Annotated in this window: 13 protein-coding genes and 1 tRNA gene; 13 read left to right on the top strand and 1 reads right to left on the bottom strand. The window is 63.5% G+C overall.

Going from position 1 to position 18,923, the window contains the following annotated elements; all coding sequences use genetic code 11:
* The first annotated feature begins 128 nt into the window (after nt 1-128).
* Nucleotides 129-204: transfer RNA gene (locus ABEA30_RS08705), tRNA-His, on the top strand.
* Here the strand turns inward: ABEA30_RS08705 and ABEA30_RS08700 are convergent.
* Complete coding sequence (locus ABEA30_RS08700) at nt 183-1,418, bottom strand: recombinase family protein (RefSeq protein ID WP_345581923.1); 1,236 nt, start codon at nt 1,416-1,418, stop codon at nt 183-185. The two genes, ABEA30_RS08705 and ABEA30_RS08700, sit on opposite strands and share 22 nt — an antisense overlap.
* A 52-nt stretch (nt 1,419-1,470) precedes the next feature.
* Between ABEA30_RS08700 and ABEA30_RS08695 the strand changes: the two genes are divergently transcribed.
* From ABEA30_RS08695 to ABEA30_RS08640, 12 genes are all read left to right on the top strand, one after another.
* Nucleotides 1,471-1,611 (top strand): hypothetical protein, encoded by a 141-nt coding sequence (locus ABEA30_RS08695; RefSeq protein WP_345581922.1) that lies wholly within the window; start codon nt 1,471-1,473, stop codon nt 1,609-1,611.
* Nucleotides 1,608-2,744: an alpha/beta hydrolase gene (locus ABEA30_RS08690; RefSeq protein ID WP_345581920.1), complete on the top strand. Its 1,137-nt coding sequence runs from the start codon at nt 1,608-1,610 to the stop codon at nt 2,742-2,744. Before ABEA30_RS08695 ends, ABEA30_RS08690 begins: the two co-directional genes overlap by 4 nt.
* A 135-nt stretch (nt 2,745-2,879) precedes the next feature.
* The gene (locus ABEA30_RS08685) at nt 2,880-3,080 is read left to right on the top strand and encodes a helix-turn-helix domain-containing protein (RefSeq protein WP_345581918.1); all 201 of its coding nucleotides are present in this window, start codon (nt 2,880-2,882) and stop codon (nt 3,078-3,080) included.
* 4 nt (nt 3,081-3,084) lie between these two features.
* Nucleotides 3,085-6,357, top strand: coding sequence for a helicase-related protein (locus ABEA30_RS08680; protein WP_345581916.1), 3,273 nt, complete (start codon nt 3,085-3,087; stop codon nt 6,355-6,357).
* Entirely contained in the window at nt 6,350-7,015 is a 666-nt protein-coding gene (locus ABEA30_RS08675; protein WP_345581914.1) for a DUF4391 domain-containing protein, read from the top strand. The genes ABEA30_RS08680 and ABEA30_RS08675 overlap by 8 nt, the downstream gene beginning before the upstream one ends.
* Nucleotides 7,016-7,033: 18 nt before the next feature.
* Nucleotides 7,034-8,860 carry a site-specific DNA-methyltransferase gene (locus ABEA30_RS08670; RefSeq protein ID WP_345581912.1) on the top strand — a complete coding sequence of 609 codons (1,827 nt, stop codon included), beginning with the start codon at nt 7,034-7,036 and terminating at the stop codon, nt 8,858-8,860.
* 61 nt (nt 8,861-8,921) lie between these two features.
* Nucleotides 8,922-10,808, top strand: a complete 1,887-nt coding sequence (locus ABEA30_RS08665) for a site-specific DNA-methyltransferase (RefSeq protein WP_345581910.1) — start codon at nt 8,922-8,924, stop codon at nt 10,806-10,808.
* Between the two features lie 8 nt (nt 10,809-10,816).
* Entirely contained in the window at nt 10,817-12,556 is a 1,740-nt protein-coding gene (locus ABEA30_RS08660) for an RNA-binding domain-containing protein (protein WP_345581908.1), read from the top strand.
* 82 nt (nt 12,557-12,638) lie between these two features.
* The gene (locus ABEA30_RS08655) at nt 12,639-15,716 is read left to right on the top strand and encodes a type III restriction-modification system endonuclease (protein WP_345581906.1); all 3,078 of its coding nucleotides are present in this window, start codon (nt 12,639-12,641) and stop codon (nt 15,714-15,716) included.
* Nucleotides 15,717-15,731: 15 nt separating this feature from the next.
* Nucleotides 15,732-16,286: a hypothetical protein gene (locus ABEA30_RS08650; protein WP_345581904.1), complete on the top strand. Its 555-nt coding sequence runs from the start codon at nt 15,732-15,734 to the stop codon at nt 16,284-16,286.
* A 324-nt stretch (nt 16,287-16,610) separates the two neighbouring features.
* Complete coding sequence (gene istA, locus ABEA30_RS08645) at nt 16,611-18,164, top strand: IS21 family transposase (RefSeq protein ID WP_345581902.1); 1,554 nt, start codon at nt 16,611-16,613, stop codon at nt 18,162-18,164.
* Entirely contained in the window at nt 18,161-18,913 is a 753-nt protein-coding gene (locus ABEA30_RS08640; RefSeq protein WP_345581900.1) for an ATP-binding protein, read from the top strand. The genes istA and ABEA30_RS08640 overlap by 4 nt, the downstream gene beginning before the upstream one ends.
* The last annotated feature ends 10 nt before the right edge of the window (nt 18,914-18,923 follow it).

Here is an 18,923-nt window from a genome sequence, read left to right as displayed (position 1 = left end):
CTACGCGGGCATCTTGAGATGAGTCAACGAATCGGCCTACGCGGGCATCTAGCGTGAGTCAACTCGCCGATTCGCGCCGTTCCATCGGTTGCGCTACGATTAGTCGCTGCCGGGGAAACCCGGCGATGGTGGGTATAGCTCAGTTGGTAGAGCACCTGGTTGTGGTCCAGGATGTCGCGGGTTCAAATCCCGTTACTCACCCCAAACGGGTCAGGTGTGAACTTGCGACCAAGGGGCCCACCCTTGGTCGCGGTTCCCACTTGGCCCATCTTCTTCGCCTCGGCGGCCCAGCTCAGGGCGTCGGCGTGGAGGCCGGACAGGCTCAGGCCGTCGTACGGATTCCGGTAGCCGACGCGCACGTCGTTGTCCTCGTCGATGTAGATCGCCTTGAACAGTGCCTGGTTGCACAGCCGACGGTTCGCGTCGTCGGCGTGCTCGTAGAGGTCGGCGGCGTTCGACAGCAGTTTCAGCGAGTCGTCGAGGTTCGCACGCGCGTCAGCGTAGTGGCCGTGGTGCGCGGTGATCCGGTGCTCGATGGTCTCCAGCGACGCGGTGATCCGGTCCTGTTCCTTCTTGAGGAGGTCGAGCGGGATGGCTCCGGCATAGTGGGCTTGGAGCAGTTTCCGCTGCTCGCCTTCGAGCTGGGTCCTCCGGGTCGCGAGGTCAGTGAGTTCGGCGGCTCCTTCGGCCATCATCTCGTCGAACCGGGCATGGAGCATCGCCGACACCGCCTGTGTCGTTTCGGGGTCGAGCTGCACCCTGGCGTAGAAGCGTTCGATGAGTCGTTCGACCTGCTCAATGAGCATCGCCTGCCGCGTGCAGTTACCTCTCCCGGCGTGGCGGCTGGCGCAGACGAAGTACGGGTAGATCGTGCCGTGACTGCTCTTCGCGTTGCACACCAGCAACCGCGAGCCACACTGCCCGCAGAACACGGTCCCCTTCAGATAGTGCTCATGGACTTGCGTCGCGTCGGCGGCCGAGCGGTGCGTGCCGAGCACGGTCTGCACCTGGTCCCACACCTCGTTGGGGACGATGGCCTCGTGCGCTCCGGCGTAGGTGACGCCTTGATAGCGAACGCTGCCCTTGCAGTACGGGTTGGTCAGCATCCGGTGCACGGACGACTTCCCGATGGGTCGGGATGGCCGTCGCGGTGACGCTGCCGTCGTGAGCCCGCGCGCCACGAGTTCCTGGTGGAGCTGGCTGGTCGTCCAGTCACCGGAGGCGAACACCCGGAAGGCCCACCGGACCAGTCGGGCTCGTTCCTCGTCGATCTCGACGGTGCGTACCTCCCGCCCGAACTCGTCGCGCACGCCGACGTTGCGGTAGCCGATGGGTGCCTTGGTCACAGTGCCGCCCTGCGCCGCCTTCTGCGACAGACCCTTGACGACCTCGGTGGCGAGGTTGCGGGAGTAGAACACGGAAGACCCCGAAGGGCGACTGCACCGAGAGATCGTCGAAATCCGCGACGCGATGATCGACCCCCGAGTCGCCTTCGACACCAGCCGAACCGAACGCGCCCTGCTCGAACGCGCCGAGAGTCACCTCGTCGGAAACGACACCGCCGTCGCGACGACCTTGCCCGTCTCGAATGCCGAGGAGCGGGAATCGTGATCGGCCGCATCGCCCTCGGCGGCGGGATCGCGGCAGCAGCGACAGCAGGGGCCGGATACGCCATCGCGCGCCGGCTCACCGCACCCGCCGGCCCGCGCACGTTCGACCTCCCCGCCCGAGGAGTCGAGCACGACGCCAACAGCGACCTGATCGTGCTCGACCGCACCGACCAAACCACCGCGCCTGGCATCTACAACCTCTGGTTCAAGCACGGAGGCTGGGTCCAGCTCTCCACCGAGATCGTCGATCGCGGACCTACTCGCGTCGCGCGAAGGATCACCGGCACTGCACCTGGCCTCACCCCGAAGGTCGGCAACCGTGCCTCGTGGAGCGGCATCTACTACGCCGCCCCAGCCGACGCCGGACTCCACGCCCGCGACATCACCATCACCACCCCCACAGGACCATGCCCAGCCTGGCGCATTGACGGCGACCTCTCGACCTGGGCCATCCACATCCACGGCCTCGGCAGCACCCGCGCCGGCACCCTCCGCGGCGTCCGCGCCGCAACCGAACTCGGCTACACCTCCCTCGTCGTCAGCTACCGCAACACCACGGAAGGACCACGAGTCGGCACCGGCCGCTCAACCCTCGGCGATACGGAGATGGCCGACGTGGACGAGGCCATCGGGTACGCCGTCCGACGAGGAGCCCCGCAGATCGCGCTCTTCGGCTGGTCGATGGGTGCCGCCGTCGCCCTTCAGCTCGCCAACCGGCCTCGACACGAGGGGCTGATCGCCGCGCTCGTGCTCGACTCACCAGTCCTCAACTGGACCGAAGTCATCAAGTCCAACTGCGCCCGCAGCGGACTACCCGCAGCAGCCGGGCACCTCGCGATCCCGTGGCTCACCCTCGCCCCACTGGCTCGCGCCGTCGGATTGCCGGGGCGCATCCCGCTCCGCTCGTTCGACTGGACCGCACGAGCCGCGGACCTCACCACGCCGACCCTGATCCTCCACGGCACCAGAGACGACTCCGTACCGATCCGGCTCTCACAAGCACTCCGCGACGCCCGCTCGAACCTCGTCGAGCTGGAGACCTTCGACGCCGGCCACACCCTCTGCTGGAACACCGACCCCGACCGGTGGCATAAGTCAGTGACCACCTGGCTCAAGGCGCGTGTCCCACGCTGATCGGCAGAACGGAGCGACCACCCTCGGCACCGATCTTGTTCGGTCACGCCCGGAGAAACCCAACTCAAGCCGTACCTCCGCCGGTATCATCGTGAGTGTTGGCCTGCCTGGGCCATAGAGCGAGGGAGGACCAACGTGGCTGAGCCGTGGCTGTCCGCAGACGACATCGCCGCCCACCTCGGGGTCACCAAAGACACCGTCTACACCTGGATCGCAGAGAAGTCCATGCCCGCCCACAAGGTCGGACGCCTCTGGAAGTTCCAAGCCAGCGAGATCGACGACTGGGTGCGACGAGGCGGAGCCTCATCCTCGGCTCACGACGAGGATGCCGGGTAGTCGCGTGCGGATCATCAACAACGTCTCCGACCTGCTGGGCGACGATCTCAAGGCCGAGATTGCGCCGGGCTCGAAGGTGCGCATTGCCGCGTCTACGTTCTCGATCTTCGCGTTCGAGGCACTTCGCAAGGAGCTGGAAAAGGTCAGCGAGCTGGAGTTCATCTTCACGTCGCCGTCGTTCGTGACCGAGAAGGTGACGGACAAGCTCCGCAAGGAGCGGCGCGAGTTCTTCATCCCCGGCGGGCAGGCCGAGTCGAGCCTGGCTGGGTCCGATTTCGAGATCAGGCTGCGCAACAAGCTCACCCAGCGCGCGATCGCACGAGAGTGCGCCGACTGGGTCCGCCGGAAGGTTACCTTCCGCTCGAATGCCACCGGCAACCCGATGCAGCAGTTCGCGGTCATCGACGACAAGGCGGCTTACACGCAACTCCAGGGGTTCACCACCGCCGATCTCGGCTACGAACGTGGCAACGCCGTGTCGAGCTTCGTGAACCGGCTCGACGAAGCTCCGATGACCGAGCAGTACATGCAGCTGTTCGACCAGATTTGGCACAACCCCGACCAGGTCAGCGATGTTACCCAGGCCGTCCACGACCACATCGCCAGCGTGTACTCCGAGAACTCCCCGGCACGCATCTACTTCTTGATCCTCTACAACCTGTTCGCAGAGTTCCTCGACGACATCACCGAAGACGTACTCCCGAACGACCGCACCGGGTATCAGGAGACGAAGGTCTGGCAGAGCCTTTACAACTTCCAGCGCGACGCGGCCACCGGCATCATCAATAAGTTGGAGACCTACAACGGCTGCATCCTCGCCGACTCCGTCGGCCTCGGCAAGACGTTCACCGCGCTCGCGGTCATCAAGTACTACGAGCTGCGCAACAAGTCCGTGCTGGTGCTCTGCCCGAAGAAGCTCGCCGAGAACTGGACGAACTACAACGCCAACCTGACGACCAACATCTTCGCCTCCGATCGGTTCAACTACGACGTGCTTGCCCATACCGATCTCTCCCGCACAAAGGGTGAGTCGCTCGGTCTGCGGCTGGATCGGATCAACTGGGGCAACTACGACCTCGTCGTGATCGACGAGTCCCACAACTTCCGCAATGCCGACTATGCCGAGGAGAAGGAGTCGCGCTACCAGCGCCTCATGCGCCAGGTCATCCGCGAGGGCGTGAAGACCAAGGTGCTGATGCTCTCGGCCACCCCGGTGAACAACCGATTCAATGACCTCAAGAACCAGCTCCAGCTCGCCTACGAGGGCGAGTCGGAGAACCTCGCCCAACACCTGAACCTGTCCACGACGGTCGAGAAGGTGTTCTCCGACGCGCAACGCGTGTTCAACGAGTGGTCCAAGCTGGACCCTGAGCACCGCACCACTGACCGCATCCTCCAGATGCTCGACTTCGACTTCTTCGAGTTGCTCGATTCGGTCACCATCGCCCGCTCGCGCAAACACATCCAGGCGTTCTACGACACCACCGAGATCGGCGCCTTCCCGGAACGACGCCCGCCGCTCTCCATCCGCGAGCCGCTCACGGACCTCCCGGACGTGCCCGGCTTCAACGACATCTTCGAGCAGCTCCAGGCACTGACCCTCGCCGTCTACACCCCGCTCGCCTACGTGTTCCCGAGCCGACGCTCCAAGTACGAAGACCTCTACAACGTCACCGCCGGCAGTGCCCGATCCAATCTCGGACAGGCAGGGCGTGAGCAGGGCTTGAAGAAGCTCATGACCGTCAACCTGCTCAAGCGTCTGGAAAGCTCGGTCGATGCCTTCCGCCTCACTCTGGCGAAGATCGAGGGCGCCGTCACCCACACGCTCGGGCGTATCAGCAACCACGCAGGCAACCTCGCCGACCTGAGCCCCGAGCTCGCAGGGCTCGACTTCGATGTCGATGACGAAGACGACGCGAACATCGAGGCGCTGTCCTTCGGCGAGAAGATCAAGATCGACCTCGACGACCTCGACATCGAGTCCTGGCAGCGCGACCTGTGGAACGACCGCGAGACCCTGCGCGAGCTCCTCGACGAGATGCGCAAGGTCACCCCCGACCACGACCTCAAGCTCCGCAGACTTAAGCAACTCATCGAGGACAAGGCCCGGCACCCGATCAACGACGGCAACCGCAAGGTGCTCGTGTTCTCCGCCTTCGCAGACACCGCCGACTACCTCTACCGCGAACTTGCGCCCACGCTCGCAGCCGCCGGGCTGGACACAGCCGTGATCACCGGTGGCAGCCACGGTGCGAAGACGACCCTCGGCACGGGCTTCGACTTCCAGCAGGTCATGTCGCTATTCTCGCCTCGCTCCAAGCAGCGCCATCTCACGATGCCGCGCGAGACCCGCGAGCTGGATGTGCTCGTCGGCACCGACGTGATCAGCGAGGGCCAGAACCTCCAGGACTGCGACTACCTGATCAACTACGACATCCACTGGAACCCGGTACGCATCATCCAGCGCTTCGGGCGCATCGACCGCATCGGCTCCACCAACAGCCAGATCCAGCTCGTGAACTTCTGGCCCGACATCTCCCTCGACGAGTACATCAACCTCAAGGAGCGCGTCGAGAACCGCATGGTCATCGCCGACCTCGCCAGCACCGCCGACGACAACGTCCTCACCCTCGAAGACTCCGACGCCGCCTTCCGCAAGGAGCAGCTCCGCAAGCTCCAAGACGAAGTGATCGAGCTCGAAGACGTCCGCACCGGTGTCTCGATCACTGATCTCGGGCTCAACGACTTCCGTATGGACCTGCTCGGCTACATCAAGGAACACGGCGACCTCGAAACCGCGCCCCGCGGCCTCCACGCTGTGATCCCAGCCGACCCCGCAAAGGGACTGCGACCCGGCGTCATCTTCGCCCTGCGAAACCTCACCGCAGACGAACACATCAACCGAGGCAACCGCCTCCATCCGCACTACCTCGTCTACCTCGACGACCAGGGCGAGGTCATCGCGAATCACACCGAAGCCAAGCACCTCCTCGACCTGCTGCGCGTCGGCTGCCGACCCTACGAAGAGCCGGTCACCGAAGTCGTCGGCGTGTTCAATGCCGCGACCGGCGAGGGTGCGCAGATGGGCAAGTACTCGGCGCTGCTCACCGATGCGATCCACTCCATGATCGATGTCACCGAGGAACGCGACATCGACAGCCTCTTCACTGGCGGCAGCACCACCGCCCTCACCCAAAACATCGCCGGCCTCGACGACTTCGAGCTGACCGCGTTCATCGCTGTCGTAGACCCCACCGAGGGCCGTGCCGATGACTGACATCCTCTACCGCTGGCCAGAGGCAGCAAAGTTCGGCAGACGCGTGCCCAAAGAGAAGTTCTACGAGCGCGGCACCGTCAGCACCGCAGTGCGCGAGAAGTTCATCAACGAAGTCCAACGCATCACCTGGGCCTACAAACTCGCCGAAGCCACGATCAACCTCCCTGGCACGTCGGCGGTGCCCGAGATACAGGTCTTCACGATCGACGCCAAGACCGATGACGTCAGCGAGGGTGTCCTGGGCGCCATCGACAGGGCCATCCCGTTCCCGATCATCTTCGAGATCGCGCGCCACCGCGCCGATCAGCCCGAGGCCCGGATGGTCGCGGCGCACAAGCAGCTCGGGGTCGGAACGCCGAAGCTCAGCGCCTACTACTCGACCGGTTGGCAGCCAGGAGGCACGGGGCGGCAGGCCATGCCGACGGCCATCACGCTGCCCGCGCTCTACGCTGCGCTCCTGCAGCCGCTGACGCCGATCACAGCGCGCCCGGGCGAGGAAATGTCAGACGTCGCCGACAGACTGGCCACGGTGCGCAAGCTCGAACGCGAGGTCGCGTCCTTGGAGCGCAAGCTCCGTACCGAGCCACAGCTCAACCGCAAGGTCGAGCTCCGCCGCACACTCAAGACGAAGCAACACGAACTGGAACAGCAGAGGTAACCCGTGGAGAGACTACGCATGACATCACCCGACCTCACGCAGGCCAACATCGACAAGATCGCCGAACTGTTCCCCAGCGTCGTCACCGAGAGTTCAGACGTCGACGGCAACCCCGCGCGAGCGGTCGACTTCGACCTGCTGCGTCAGGAACTCAGCGACCACATCGTCGAGGGTCCGCAGGAACGATACCGGCTCGACTGGCCCGGCAAGCGTGCCGCCGCCTTCACTGCGAACGCTCCGATCGCGAAGACCCTTCGCCCCGTGCGGGAGGAGTCGGTCGACTTCGACAACACGAAGAACCTCTTCATTGAGGGCGACAACCTCGACGCCCTCAAGCTGCTCCAGGAGTCCTACCTCGGCAAGGTCAAGCTGATCTACATCGACCCTCCGTACAACACTGGCAACGACTTCGTCTACGAGGACGACTTCGCCGAGTCGAACGTCGACTACCTGGAGCGTTCTGGGCAGACACTCGCATCAGGTGAACGTCTCGTGGCGAACCCGGAGTCGAACGGGCGCTTCCACTCGGATTGGCTATCGATGATGTACCCGAGGCTGAGGTTGGCGCGGAACTTGCTCTCTTCCGATGGATTCATATTCATCAGCATCGACGAAGGCGAACAAGCCGCCTTGCGTCACATCTGTGATGAGGTCTTCGGGACCCCGAACTACGTCACAACGATCATGTGGCGTCGCAAGCGCGAAACGTCGAATGACTCCAAGAACGTCGCGATCCAGGGTGAGTACATTCTTGTTTACGCACGCTCAGCGGAGGGAGCTCTCGCACTTGAGCCCCTGGCCGAGGATTACGTTGCTGCGTCGTATCGCGACCCGACCTCTGAGTTTCCGGAAGGACGTTGGCGAGGGGTACCTATTACGGTTTCCAAGGGGCTGAAGGGCGGCGGATACGATTACTCGGTCGTGACCCCGTCCGGTGACGAGATTTCCAGAACATGGGCCTATCCCCGCGAGAGTTTCGAGAGATTGGCTTCGTCGGGGCGACTCTACTGGGGTGCAAATGGAGCCGGTGTTCCTCAGCGAGTGATGTACGCGCACGAAAGCCAAGGGCAGCCGACGACGAACTACTGGGATGCGACCGGCTCGAACAAAGAGGGCAAGAAGGTAATCCTGGACCTGTTCGGAGAGGCGGTCTTTGACACCGTCAAGCCAGTCTCTCTCCTCCAACGGATCATCGGACTTGCGAGCGTCAAGGACTCGATCGTCATGGACTTCTTCGCAGGATCGGCAACTACCGCGCATGCGGTATTGGCCGCAAATGCCATTGATGGCGGCACGCGCCGCTTCATTGTGGTTCAGCTCGATGAAGTGGTGAGCCAGGATTCCACGGCAGCACAGAATGGGTACGGCGTGGTCTCCGAGATCAGCCGAGAGCGCATCCGTCGCGCGGGCGTCAAGCTCAAGAGCGACGCCGGCGTTCTCCAAGACCGGATTGATGTTGGGTTCAGAGCGCTCCGTGTGGATACAACGAACCTCGCCGACACGTCCATCACCGCTGACGAGCTCGTGCAGACAGCCCTGCTCGACGTTGTCGGCAGCGTGAAACCTGACCGCACAGGCGAAGACCTCCTGTTCCAGGTCCTTCTCGACTGGGGCTTGGAACTCACGATGCCGATCAAGAAGGAGACCATCGATGGCTTCGAGGTGTACGACGTTGAGGAGGGTACGTTGATCCTGTGCACACGTCCGCGTGAGGCGCGATCTCTCTCTCTCTCTCTCTCGGGCTGCCGCGGCCATCGCGGAGCGTCAGCCGCTTCGTGTCGTGTTCCTCGACGAAGACTTTGCGGACGACGCGGAGCGCATCAACGTCGGGCAGGTGTTCAGTGAACGCTCGCCACACGCTGAGGTCAAGACCATATGACCGTCGCTCGCTGGTCGGTGGTGCGTGATGGAGAAGCGCACTCTGCATTCCCCCGACCTCACCGCTCGCAACATCGAGCGGATTGCCGACCTGTTCCCGCAGGTCATCACCGAGTCGCGAGACGCGGAGGGCAACGTGACCCTCGCCGTTGACTTCGATCTTCTCCGACAGGAACTCTCTGACCACGTCGTCGAGGGTCCGCAAGAGCGGTACCGGCTCGACTGGCCAGGCAAGCGTGCTGCCGCCTTCACTGCCAACGCGCCGACCGCCAAGACCTTGCGTCCCGTTCGCGAGGAGTCGGTGGACTTCGACACCACGAAGAACCTCTTCATTGAGGGCGACAACCTCGACGCGCTCAAGCTGCTCCAGGAGTCGTACCTCGGCAAGGTCAAGCTGATCTACATCGACCCGCCCTACAACACCGGCAACGACTTCGTCTACGAGGATGACTTCGCGGAGACGAGCGCTGAGTACCTGGCCCGTTCGGGCCAGACCTCGCAGGCGGGCGACCGCCTCGTCGCGAACACCGAGGCAAACGGCCGCTTCCACTCTGACTGGCTCAGCATGATGTATCCGAGGCTTCGCCTCGCAAGGAATCTTCTTCGCGCTGACGGAGTGATCTGCGTTTCGATCGACGACATCGAGCGGGACAACCTCGGACGTCTAATGGACGAAGTGTTTGGTGCGGAGAACTTCGTAGATTCGCTTATCTGGAAGAAGAGATATGGCGGTGGCGCGAAGGAGAAGTTCTTTGTCTCGCTGCACGAGTACATCCTCGTATACGCCCGAGATGCATCAGCTCTGGCAAACATCGAGATCGCGCTCACTGCGGAATCGGTGGCCCGGTACTACACGAACAAGGATGCGAACTATGACCGGCGGGGCCCCTACCGCACCCACCCTCTGGAAGCAACAAAGAGCATGGACGCCCGCCCGAACCTTGTCTACGCTATTCCTGGCCCGAGCGGAGACATCTGGCCCGAACGGCAATGGCTCTGGGGTCGCGAACGCGCGCTCGCCGCGCTAAACGCGGGCGAACTGGAGTTCGTTACGTCTCGAAGTGGAAACTTCACCGTCCATACGAAGCAGTATCTGCGAGATGAAGACGGGAACCAGCGCAGGGGCAAACCATTTTCGATTATCGACGATGTGTACACCCAACATGGAACGAACGAGATGCTCGACTTGTTCGGTGACGCCAAGGTCTTCCCCTTCCCCAAGCCCACAGGGATGCTGAGAAAGCTCATCGACGCTCTGGCGCCTGACGCGGGAGACACAGTTCTGGACCTGTTTGCCGGATCAGGTTCCACGGCTCATGCGCTGATGGCTCAGAACGTCGCGGACTCTATGGATCGTCCTTTCGTGATGGTGCAGATGCCAGAGACATCGGACATCGTGCTGGACTCCGGTATCCGATTCTCAAATGTCGCAGAACTCTCAAGAGAGCGGATTCGAAGGGCCGCAGCGAATCTGCAGCTCAATAGCGGGGCGCTCGGCGGACTACGCGATCTGGGATTCAGGACGCTCGTGATAGACAGTACGAACCTCGCCGATGTGACCCTTTCTGCGGATGCGACGAGGCAGGACCTGCTGGGAGTGCTGGAAGCGAGCATCAAGGCTGGCCGCTCTGGAGAGGACCTGCTGTTCCAGGTGCTCCTTGATTGGGGGCTCGATCTGTCACTTCCGATTGTTCGGGAGACGGTAGATGATCGCGAGGTCTTCTCGGTCGACGACGACGCCTTGATCGCCTGCTTTGCAGAGTCTGTGACTCCCGAGGTCGTGCGAGTGATCGCCCAGCGTGGCCCGCTGCGCGCGGTCTTCCGCGACGATGCGTTCGAGTCCGATGCTGCGCGCATCAACGCGGAGCAGGTGTTCCGCGAGGTTTCGCCCGCGACTGAGGTACGGACGATCTGAGGAACGACATGACCCTGACGAATGACGAGCTCAGTGAACTCCTCGACCGGCTGTTGGCCGGTTGGGAGAACGAGGTTGTCGAGTTCAAGGAGGCTGCGCGGCAGTTCTCTGCGGACAAGACCGGTGAGTACGTCTCGGCGCTGAGCAACGAGGCGAACCTACGCGGGCTCACGTCGGGGTGGCTCGTGTTCGGTGTCTCGAACGCTCGGAAGGTCGTGGGCACGACCCATCTCGTCGATGTGCAGCAGCGTCAGACCTTGAAGCACCACATCCATCAGTCCATCGATCAGGGGCTGACCGTCCGCGAGGTCTACGAGGTCATGCACTCGGGCAAGCGCGTGGTGCTTCTGGAGGTGCCGGCTGCGCCTCGCGGCATCCCGATCTCGTGGAAGGGCGACTACCGAGCTCGCGCCGGCGAGAGCCTGGTGCCGCTCTCGCTCGACAAGTTGGATGAGATTCGGCGACAGACGATCAGCGCAGACTGGTCAGCGGCCGTGGTTCCTGACGCCATGCTCGCTCACCTCGATCCTGCGGCGATCACGCGCGCGCGTCAGGGGTTCTCCGAGCGGTACGCGTCCCGTATCCCGGCCGCCAACATCGAAGCATGGGATGACGCGACGTTCTTGGCCAAGGCGAGGTTGACCCGCGATGGTCAGATCACGCGAGCCGCGCTCCTTCTGCTCGGTGCCGACACCTCGACGCACCTGTTGACTCCGCACCCTGCGCAGATGACGTGGAAGCTGATTGGCGAGCAGCGGGCGAACGAGCATTTCAGGCTGCCGTTCCTGCTGAACACGACTGCGCTCGCGAAGCGCATCCGCAACGTTCAGCTCCGGCTCCTGCCCCCTGACGAGTTGATCTATCGAGAGATCAGCAAGTATGACGAACGCAGCCTGCTCGAAGCGCTCTACAACTGCATCGCGCACCAGGACTACACGCGAAACTCTCGGATCATCGTCACCGAGCATGCCGACCGCATCGTGTTCGAAAGTGTGGGCGAGTTCTTCGACGGCGCACCCGATGACTACGCCCTGGACGAGCGCACCCCGCGGCAGTATCGCAACCCGTTCCTCGTGGAGGCGATGACGGAGTTGAACCTCATCGACCAGATGGGCTACGGAATCCACCGGATGGTGCAGGACCAGGTCCGTCGCTTCCTGCCGCTGCCCGACTACGACCTCAGCACCGCCGGCGAGGTGAAGCTCACCATCCCGGGCGCGGTGATCGACGAGTCCTACTCCCAACTACTCATGGTCCGAACCGATCTCCCCCTCGAAGACGTGCTTGCGCTGGATCGAGTGCAGAAGGGACTCGACATCAGCGAGAAGGCCGCCCGCCATCTTCGGAGAGCTGGCCTGATCGAGGGCCGCAAGCCCCACCGCCGGATCACGCCTCGCGTCGCAGCGGCGACCGGTGCGATGGCCGACTACATCCGCACCCGGCCCCAGGCGGACGCTCACTACGCAGCTCTGCTGAGTGATTTTCTCCGCGCGCAAGGACACGCAGACCGTGGCGACGTAGAGGCCCTGCTTCGGCCGGCGCTCAGTGAAGCGCTCACCGAGCAGCAGAAGGCAACCAAGATCACGAACCTCCTGACCAAGCTGCGGCGCCACGGTGTCATCGTCAACCGAGGCACCCGCACGAAGCCACGCTGGGAGCTTTCTTACGCAGACGACGGAAGCCTGCCGTCTGAGCCCGCTGGCAAGAAGGATGACGGCGACAGCGACGACGCGAGAGGGCCAGGATAAGCATGAACAAAGGCATCCACACCGCCCGCACCCTTCTAGCAGCGACGACGAACAGCGACGGTTGCAGAAAGAAAGACACTCGATGAAGCTCCAGTTCAAGGTCCAGCAGTACCAGACCGATGCCGTCGATGCTGTCGTCGAGACCTTCGCCGGGCAACCGAAGCATGACGGCATCTCCTACCGGATCGACCCCGGCAAGGTCAGCCCCGTGACCGCCCCGGCACTGTTCGAGGCCGAGGAGCGCCCGGACGCGGGCTTGCGCAACGCCGAGATCGTCCTGTCAGGAGCACAACTGCTGGAGAACGTGCACGCGGTGCAGCGCTCGCGGAACCTCCCGCTGTCGGCGAAGCTCGCCTCCAGCGCCGCCGCGCCGGGTGCCCCGAACCTTGATGTGGAGATGGAGACCGGCACGGGCAAGACCTACGTCTACATCAAGACGATCATGGAGCTGCACAAGCGCTACGGCTGGTCGAAGTACATCATCGTCGTGCCGTCGGTCGCGATCCGCGAGGGCGTGAAGAAGTCGTTCGACGTGACCGCCGAGCACTTCCAGCAGCTGTACGGCACGAAGCCCCGTTCGTTCATCTACAACTCGTCCCAGCTGCACGAGCTCGAGCGGTTCAGCTCCGATGCCGGGGTGCAGGTGATGATCATCAACATCCAGGCGTTCAACGCTACCGGCAAGGACAACCGCCGCATCTACGACGAACTGGATGACTTCCAGTCCCGCCGCCCGATCGATGTCATCAGCGCCAACCGCCCAATCGTGATCATCGACGAGCCGCAGAAGATCGGCGCCCCCAAGTCGCTGGAAGCGCTGTCGCGGTTCAACGCACTGATGTTGCTGCGCTACTCGGCCACGCACAAGGTCGATCACACCAAGGTGCACCGGCTCGACGCGCTGGATGCCTACAACCAGAAGCTCGTGAAGAAGATCGCCGTGCGGGGCATCACCGTGAAGGGTCTGGCTGGATCGACCGCCTACCTGTATCTCGATGCCATCGAGATCGCGAAGGGCGCCAAGCCGCGCGCGAGGGTTGAGATCGAGGTGCAGACGGCAACGGGCATCCGGCGGCAGGTCAAGCGTCTCGACGTGGGGACGAACCTGCACGATGTCTCGAACGGGATCGAGGCGTACAGGGGACTGTTCATCACTGAGATTGACGCGAACCGGGACGTGATCGAGCTGAGCAACGGCGATGTGGTCGTGGCTGGCCAGCTCGCCGACCGGGACGTCACCGAAGAGACCAAGCGGCGCATCCAGATTCGCGAGGTCGTCCGGGCGCATCTGGACAAGGAACGCGAGCTGTTCAGCCAGGGCATCAAGGTGCTCTCGCTGTTCTTCATCGACGAGGTCGCCAAGTACCGCGACTACAGCCGCGAGGACACCCTCGGCGACTATGCGCGCATGTTCGAGGAAGAGTACGCCGCGATCCGTGACGAGGTGCTCGGCGAACTCGCCATCGACGCGGCCACCGAGGAGTACCAGAGCTACCTGCGCCGCGACGATGTGCGCCGGGTGCACGAGGGCTACTTCTCCATCGACAAGAAGACCAAGCACCAGATCGACGGCAAGGTCTCCGGCCGGGGCGACGACAAGGGCCAGTCCACTGACACCGATGCCTACGACCTGATCCTCAAAGACAAGGAACGCCTGCTGTCATTCTCCGAACCCGTCAGGTTCATCTTCTCCCACTCCGCGCTGCGCGAGGGCTGGGACAACCCCAACGTGTTCGTCATGGGAATGCTCAAGAAGAGCGACAACACCGTCTCCCGCCGCCAAGAGATCGGACGGGGTCTGCGGCTTTCCGTCGACCAGCACGGAGAACGGATGGACAACCCCGTCACCGTGCACGACATCAACGAGCTGACCGTCGTGACCGACGAGTCCTACACGGACTTCGTGGCCGGCCTCCAACGCGAAATCTCCGAATCGCTCGCCGCCCGGCCGCGCAAGGCCAGCGTCACGTTCTTCGTCGGCAAGACGATCCAGACGCTCTCGGGCGAGTCGGTCATCGAGGAAGCGGTCGCCCAGGCGCTCTACAAGTACCTGGTCAAGAACGACTACGTGAACGACGACGACACGATCTCCGACGCCTACAAGCAGGCCAAGGAAGACGGAACGCTCGCTGCGCCGACCTCTGAGGTACTCAAGCCCGTTATCGACTTCGTATGGCCGCTGATCGACGTGCTCTACCTCGACCTGCCGGTGCCCACGGACGACCGCAAGCCGAAGAAGATACCGCTGAACGAGGCCAACTTCGCCCGCAAGGAGTTCCAGGCCCTGTGGGGCAGGATCAACCACCGCGCCGTCTACCAGGTCGAGTTCGACTCCGGCGAACTGATCCGCAAGGCGATCGACCACCTCGACAAGCACCTCAACGTCGCGACGCTGCAATACGTCGTGCAAGCCGGCCAGCAGCGCGAGCAGTTGGAGGCGGACGACCTGACAAGCGGCTCCGGCTTCGCGGTGCAGACCACGCAGACGCACACCGAGACCGTGAGTGCCGGCTCGCAGGTGAAGTACGACCTGCTGGGCGAGATCACCGAGAAGACCCAGCTCACACGTCGCACGGTCGCTGCGATCCTCCGCGGTGTCACGCCAGGAACGTTCGCCAAGTTCCGCCTCAACCCCGAGCAGTTCATCACCGAGGCAGCCCGGCTCATCAACGAGCAGAAGGCCACGGTCATCGTCGAGCACCTCGCCTACGACGCGCTCGAAGACCGCTTCGACTCCGCGATCTTCACCGAGAACCAGACCGCCCAAGACTTCTCGAAGGCCGGGTCGAAGCTCAAGAAGCACGTCTACGACTACGTGGTCACCGACTCCAAGATCGAGCGAGAGTTCGTCACCGAACTCGACACCAGCCACGAGGTCGCCGTTTACGCGAAGCTCCCGCGAGGCTTCTTCATCCCCACACCGGTCGGCGACTACAACCCGGACTGGGCCATCGCGTTCACCGAGGGCAGCGTCAAGCACGTCTACTTCGTTGCCGAGACCAAGGGCTCGCTATCCACACTCCAACTCAAGGGCGTCGAGGACGCGAAGATCGAGTGCGCCCGCAAGTTCTTCGCCTCGCTCAGTGAGAAGAACGGCAACGACGTCAACTACGACGTGGTGACCGACTACACCGAGCTGATGCAGCTCGTCACAGCGTAAGAGGATTCCGTGCCCTTGTACGCTTCCACCTTCCAGTGGCCCGACCCAGTCATAAGCTTCGTTTCTCTGTCCACTGGGGCTCGTGGCGGCGACGCGGAACTCGTGGAGAAGGGCGATCGCTGGATTCTGAAAGCGCCCGGACACTTCTCGGGAGCCACCGGTCAGTCTGAACAGCGCATCCTCAGTACGACTCTCAACGGCGAACCGGCACAGATACGGGGTTCGGTGTTCGCGATCGACGGCGACCTCGGTCTTCGCGTGGATGAACTGAGGGTTGGATCAGTGGAGCCGGATGCAGAGCACGTTTCTGCCACGGCCAACTTTGAGCACCTCGCCTCCGCGTGCACGTATCGGCCAGAAGACGGCGCCGCGCGGGACGCCCATCAAGCTCTCGTCTTCCCAGCCCTCGACGATGTTGCTGAGATGCGAGCGGAGCTTCCTTGTCGCGCCACGGCCATCACGCTTTCCGCGGATGCACCCGTCCCCTTGGAGGCGTTCGAGACACAGCTCACCACATTCCAGGACCTACTCACGTTTGCAGCCGACCAGCCTTGCGGTCGACCAGGCTGACACTGACCGATCGCTCAGGGAATGATGTTCGGGTTTTCGGAAGGGACAAGTACAAGCCGTTCAACGGCAAGACGCGGAAACCAATTGAGTTCTCACTCCGCTTCGTCAGCGATCAGACTCAGCGAGTGATCGACGGGTGGTGGAAGGCCCGTGATGAGCTGAGTATTGGCGGTCCTGGGGGCCGGGTGTGGTGCGGTTGAGCGCCACCGGCCCGGGTGCCGAATCGTGTGGTTGAGCGCCGGGGTTGGTGTGGTTGAGCGCCACCTGCTTCTAGGTTCCTTCCCGCCTGTGTGAGGGCCACGTGGGCGGGAAGGAGTACCGGTAATGGTACGCAGGATCAAGGCGAAGTTGGTGTTGCAGCTTCGTTCGCAAGGGTTGTCGGGCAGAGCGATTGCTGCCGGGCAGGGCATGTCCAGGCACAGCGTGCAGGCGGTCATCGACGCTGCCGAGGAGGCCGGGCTGGGCTGGGACCGGGCGGAGGGCATGTCTGACGGGCAGGTCTACGAGGTGTTGTTCCCGGGCCGCGGTGTCCGGGAGAGCGTCTTCGCCCAGCCTGACTGGGGGCGGGTGCATCGGGAACTCGCCCGGGTCGGGGTGACGCTTCGGCTGCTTCATCAGGAGTATCAGGACGCGGCGGTGCGGGACCGGCAGCCGGTGATGAGTTACGACCGGTTCTGCCGGTTGTATGCCGAGTACGCGGCCGTCCTGGGTGCTTCGTCGAGGGTGGGTCACAAGGCTGGCCGCAGCGTCGAGGTCGACTGGTCAGGGCCGACGATGGAGCTGCTGGATCCGACCACCGGCGAGGTGTCGAAGGTGTATTTGTTCGTGGCGTGTCTGCCGTTCAGCAGGTTCGCGTTCGTGCACGCCTCGTTGGATATGCGGCAGGAGTCGTGGTTGCGGGCGCACGTGGCGATGTTCGAGTTCTTCGGCGGCACGGTCCCCAGGATCGTGCCGGACAACTTGAAGACCGGTGTGATCTCCCATCCCCGTGAGGGGGAGGTCGTCCTCAATGACGCCTACCGGGAGCTGGCAGGGCACTACTCGGCCGCGGTGCTGCCGGGCCGTGTCAGGCACCCAAAGGACAAACCCAGTGTCGAGAACACCGTCGCGCACGTGGCGACGTGGGTGATCGCGGGGCTGCGGAGCGAGACGTTCACCACCTTGTCCGGGTTGCAGGCCCGGATCCGGGAACGCGTGGATGCCTACAACACCACACCGTTCCAGAAGCGGGAAGGGTCCCGCCGCAGCGTCTTCGCATCCGAGGAACGGCCGCTGCTCGGGACGTTGCCGGCGGCGCCGTTCGAGATCAGCCAGTGGGTCTATGGCCGCAAGGTGGGCCGCAACGGCCATGTCGTCTGGTCGAAGAACTACTACTCGGTCCCGTTCGCCCATATTGGGGCGAAGGTCGACCTGCGGATCACGCAGTCCATGATCGAGATCTACCGCGGCGATGAACGCCTGGCCAGTCACTTGCTGCTGCCCTCAAACACCTCGAACAAGTACCGCACCAACGATGCTGACTTGCCCGAGGGTCGGGGTTGGCAACCGTGGGACAGGACACGCATCGACGCCTGGGCGGCCAGGGTGGGACCAGCCACCAAGACGGTGACCGACCGGGTCTTCGAGTCGGTCCAGGTCGACGAACAGGCCCATGACCCTGCGTTGGCGATCCTGCGCCTGACCAGACGATTCTCCCCGGCCCGGGTGGAGGCAGCTTGCCAGTTGGCGCTGCGGGGACCGGTGCGCAACATCCGCTACGCCCATCTGAGACCGATCCTGGACACCGGGCAGGACAAGACCGGTCAGAGCGTCGAGACCGCCGACGAGGTTGGCGGCTATGTCCGCGGCAGCGACTACTACGCCGGAGGGACCCGATGAGCGCCTCGCTGCTGGACATCGAGACCAAACGCAAGCTGCGGGAGATGAACGCCACCGACCTGCTGACTGCGATCGACACCCAAGACCCCGTGGTCTCGGCCGGGTTGGCGTTCGAGGACAGGCTCCGGATGGCTGTCGATGAGGCCTACTCGTCGTTCACCCACTCCAAGGTCACCGGCCTGATCCGACGCGCCGGTTTGCGTTACCCGAACGCTGACCTGCGCCGGATCGACCTGCTTGAGGAACGAGGGCTGGACCGCAGCCTGCTGTCCCATCTGGGCTCCTGCCAGTTCGTCACCCGCCAGCAGAACGTCGTGTTCCAAGGCTTCACCGGATCCGGGAAGTCGTATCTGGGATGCGCGCTGGCGAAACGGGCCTGCGAACACCGGATCCGGACCCATTACATCCGGATGCCCGACCTCGAGGAGGCCTGGACCGCGGCCCAGGAACAGACCGGTGGACCCGGGAAGTTCCTCCGCAAGTACGCTGCCTTCACGCTGCTGGTGATCGATGAATGGCTTCTGGATCGTCCCACCGAATCGATGCGAGGGATGCTGCTGGAACTGATGGAACGCCGCTATGGCGAAACCTCAACGGTCTTCTGCACCCAGTATCAGCAGAAGGACTGGCACCAGCGCCTCGGCGCCGGCGTCCACGCCGACGCCATCATGGACCGCATCGTCCACAACACCCTCTGGATCGAGACCGGCACCTACAACATGCGCGAGCACACCGCCGCGCAGACCTAACCCCGCAGGG

Source organism: Tessaracoccus lubricantis, assembly GCF_039544535.1.
Classification (GTDB): Bacteria; Actinomycetota; Actinomycetes; order Propionibacteriales; family Propionibacteriaceae; genus Arachnia; species Arachnia lubricantis.
The sequence above is the reverse complement of the archived record's forward strand: the minus strand, read 5'-3'. Positions and strand labels throughout refer to the sequence as shown.

Excerpts from the sequence above, each read along its gene's own strand:
- ABEA30_RS08655 (WP_345581906.1), top strand. The coding sequence starts at position 12,639 with ATGAAGCTCCAGTTCAAGGTCCAGCAGTACCAGACCGATGCCGTCGAT.
- ABEA30_RS08675 (WP_345581914.1), top strand. The coding sequence starts at position 6,350 with ATGACTGACATCCTCTACCGCTGGCCAGAGGCAGCAAAGTTCGGCAGA.
- istA (WP_345581902.1), top strand. The coding sequence starts at position 16,611 with ATGGTACGCAGGATCAAGGCGAAGTTGGTGTTGCAGCTTCGTTCGCAA.
- ABEA30_RS08695 (WP_345581922.1), top strand. The coding sequence starts at position 1,471 with ATGATCGACCCCCGAGTCGCCTTCGACACCAGCCGAACCGAACGCGCC.
- ABEA30_RS08660 (WP_345581908.1), top strand. The coding sequence starts at position 10,817 with ATGACCCTGACGAATGACGAGCTCAGTGAACTCCTCGACCGGCTGTTG.
- ABEA30_RS08640 (WP_345581900.1), top strand. The coding sequence starts at position 18,161 with ATGAGCGCCTCGCTGCTGGACATCGAGACCAAACGCAAGCTGCGGGAG.
- ABEA30_RS08665 (WP_345581910.1), top strand. The coding sequence starts at position 8,922 with ATGGAGAAGCGCACTCTGCATTCCCCCGACCTCACCGCTCGCAACATC.
- ABEA30_RS08670 (WP_345581912.1), top strand. The coding sequence starts at position 7,034 with ATGACATCACCCGACCTCACGCAGGCCAACATCGACAAGATCGCCGAA.